This is a genomic window from Trinickia sp. (assembly GCF_051961175.1).
Lineage (GTDB): Bacteria > Pseudomonadota > Gammaproteobacteria > Burkholderiales > Burkholderiaceae > Trinickia.
Map to the genome: position 1 here is coordinate 1 of NZ_JBQCDN010000306.1, position 2,881 is coordinate 2,881.

At 63.2% G+C, this 2,881-nt stretch carries 2 protein-coding genes; both read left to right on the top strand.

Translation table 11 applies throughout. The features are described from left to right. The first annotated feature begins 598 nt into the window (after window positions 1-598). On the top strand, window positions 599-2,062 hold the full coding sequence (gene zwf / locus ACTHL0_RS18535) for a glucose-6-phosphate dehydrogenase (protein ID WP_440568295.1): 1,464 nt from the start codon (window positions 599-601) through the stop codon (window positions 2,060-2,062). A 190-nt stretch (window positions 2,063-2,252) separates the two neighbouring features. Continuing rightward, window positions 2,253-2,881: 6-phosphogluconolactonase (gene pgl / locus ACTHL0_RS18540; RefSeq protein WP_440568296.1), on the top strand; the 629-nt coding region annotated here is incomplete at its 3' end.

Genomic DNA, 2,881 nt, shown 5'->3' on the forward strand with positions numbered 1-2,881 from the left:
GCCTGAGCCGCCGACACGCCCAGCATGAGCCCCGTGGCGCACAGCGCAGCCATGATCGCGCGAACTTTCATTCTTTATCTCCTCCAGACTACTGACCAAGTAACGAGTGCTCCCCTCTTCGACTGGCTGGGGAACGGTGGTTGGGTGCAACAGACAACACTGGATGTGGCCGAATGCCGACTCGCGTGGCGCGCACATGCGCCGACGGGCCGAACGCGGCCGCGAAGGATCGCCAGGAAATGCGTGCTTCCAAGCTTGGGCGACTGTCTCCTCTTTTAAATTCGGCCGGCCCGCGTCGCGCGGTTCCAGCTCGGGGAGGCAGCGCCATCCAAACCGCGCTGCTAACATGCACGCGCGGTATGAATCGGGTACGCGGCGCACTGCCGGCGATCGACGCTCGCAACCTTCACGCGACAGCACGGCCGCAAAGGTTTTTGCATTCGATCGACGTTACCTCTTGATTTGGATTGTAGTTAAACTACAATTCAGTGTCAAAATTATTTTTATCGCGCTACAGACGTCGCAACTTCGAGCAGCCCACCCACGCAGTACGTATCTCGAATCGCGCCCGCAACCCTTTGACTTCGGCTCAAGACTCATGCAAATCGACTCAGGCTTCACCTTCGTTCTCTTCGGCGGGACTGGCGATCTGTCGATGCGAAAGATCCTCCCGGCGCTGTACGAGGCCCACCGTGCCGGCATGTTGTCGGAGCACGGCAAGATCGTGGCGGTGGCCCGGCATGCGGCCGATCGCGCGGGCTATATCGATTGGGTCAACAGCAACGTCAAATCGCACGTTTCGAAGGGCGGCAAGTTCGACGAAGCCGTCTGGGAGCGCTTTCTGGAACGGATCGCCTACGTCAAGCTCGATCTGGGCAAGCCCGAGGATTTCGCGTTGCTGCGCGATGCGATGAACGATCACAGCGGCACGCGCGTGTTCTATCTCGCGACGGGGCCGTCGCTGTTCGTGCCGATCTGCCGCGCCCTTGCGTCGGTCGGATTGAACGAGAACGCGCGGATCGTGCTGGAGAAACCGCTCGGTTACGACCTGCGCTCGTCGAATGCAATCAACGATGCGGTGGGCGAGATCTTCGCCGAAGAGCAGATCTACCGGATCGACCACTACCTCGGTAAAGAGCCGGTGCAGAACCTGCTCGCGCTGCGCTTCGGCAATGCGCTGTTCGAGCCGCTGTGGCGCCGCGAGTGGGTCGAGAGTATCCAGATTACGATCGCCGAAGAACTCGGCGTCGAGGCGCGCGGCGATTTCTACGACAACACCGGCGCGCTGCGCGACATGGTGCAAAACCACCTGCTGCAGCTGCTGTCGATCGTCGCCATGGAGCCGCCCCATTCGATGGATTCCGATTCCGTCCGCGATGAGAAGCTGCGCGTGCTGCGCGCGCTCAAGCCGATCGATACGCGCGATATCTCCAAGATCGCCGTGCGCGGGCAGTACCATTCGGGCGTCATCAAGGGCAATTCGGTGCCGGCCTACGCCACCGAACACGGCGTGAAGTCGCAAAGCGCAACGGAAACCTTCGTCGCGCTGAAGGTGGAGATCGAGAACTGGCGCTGGGCCGGCGTGCCCTTTTTCCTGCGCACCGGCAAGCGTCTGGCCGAGCGCGTCGCGGAGATCGTCGTCAATTTCCGGCCCGTGCCGCATTCGGCGCTCGGCCCGACGGCATTGCGCCCCGGCTCGAACCGGCTCGTGATCCGGCTGCAGCCGAACGAATCGATCCGCCTGTACTGCCTGGCCAAACAACCGGGCGAAGGGATGAACCTCTCGAGCGTGCACCTCGATCTCGCCTTCGATCAGTTCTTCAAGGAAGGACAGATGGAGGCCTATCAGCGCTTGCTGCTCGACGTGATCAACGGGCGCCTCGCGCTGTTCGTACGTCGCGACGAGCAAGAGGCGGCATGGACGTGGGTAGAGCCGATCCTGAACGAATGGGCCGCCTCGAACAAGCCGCCCAAGCCGTATGCGGCCGGCACCTGGGGCCCCGCCGCGGCCAGCGCGATGCTCGCGCAGCACGGCACCTGCTGGCTCGAAGAAGAGAATTGAACTGAGTCGCTGCGTCGTTGGCGTCGGAAGTCGACAAAAGCGACAAAGCGATAAAGCGACGAAACAACGAAGCGGCAAAACGAAAACGACGTGCAGATCCGGCAACGCAACGCTGGCGGAATGAGCCGTTGGCGAAGCGGTGCGGCGTTGCCGACGATGGTGAACATACAAAAAGCAGGCTGGAGGAGAAGTGATCGAGCTTCACGCTTTTGACGACCCGCGCGCCCAAGCTGGCGCGCTGGCCCAGGCCGTGAGCGGTGCGCTGGGCGCATCGCTTGCCGCGGGCCCCGACACGCGCGCCATCCTGGCGGTTTCAGGTGGAACGAGCCCGCGCCCGTTCTTTCAGGCGCTCGCGCTGGAATCGCTCGACTGGGCGCGTGTCGACGTGACCCTCGTCGACGATCGCTGGGTGCCCGAAACCGACAACGCGAGCAACGCGCGCCTCGTTCGAGAAACGTTGCTGACGCAAGCCGTGGCAGCCGCCCGCTTCGCGCCGCTCGTGGATGTATCGGTTTCGCTCGATACCCGCATCGCCGCGTTGAACGCCGATCCCGCCTACGGCTTGCCGAACGTCGCCGTGCTCGGCATGGGCGAGGACGGTCATACGGCGTCGTTGTTCGCCGATGCGCCCGCACACGAATGGACGCACGCGCTCCAGACGAGCGAGCGCTATGTCGCGGTCCATCCGGGCGCGGCGCCGCACGCCCGCGTGAGCCTGTCGATGTCCGCGCTGAAGAGCGTCAAGCGGCTGGTCCTATTGATCTCGGGCGAACGCAAGCTCGACGTCCTCAAAGCGGCCGCGTCCGCGCCACAAGAAAA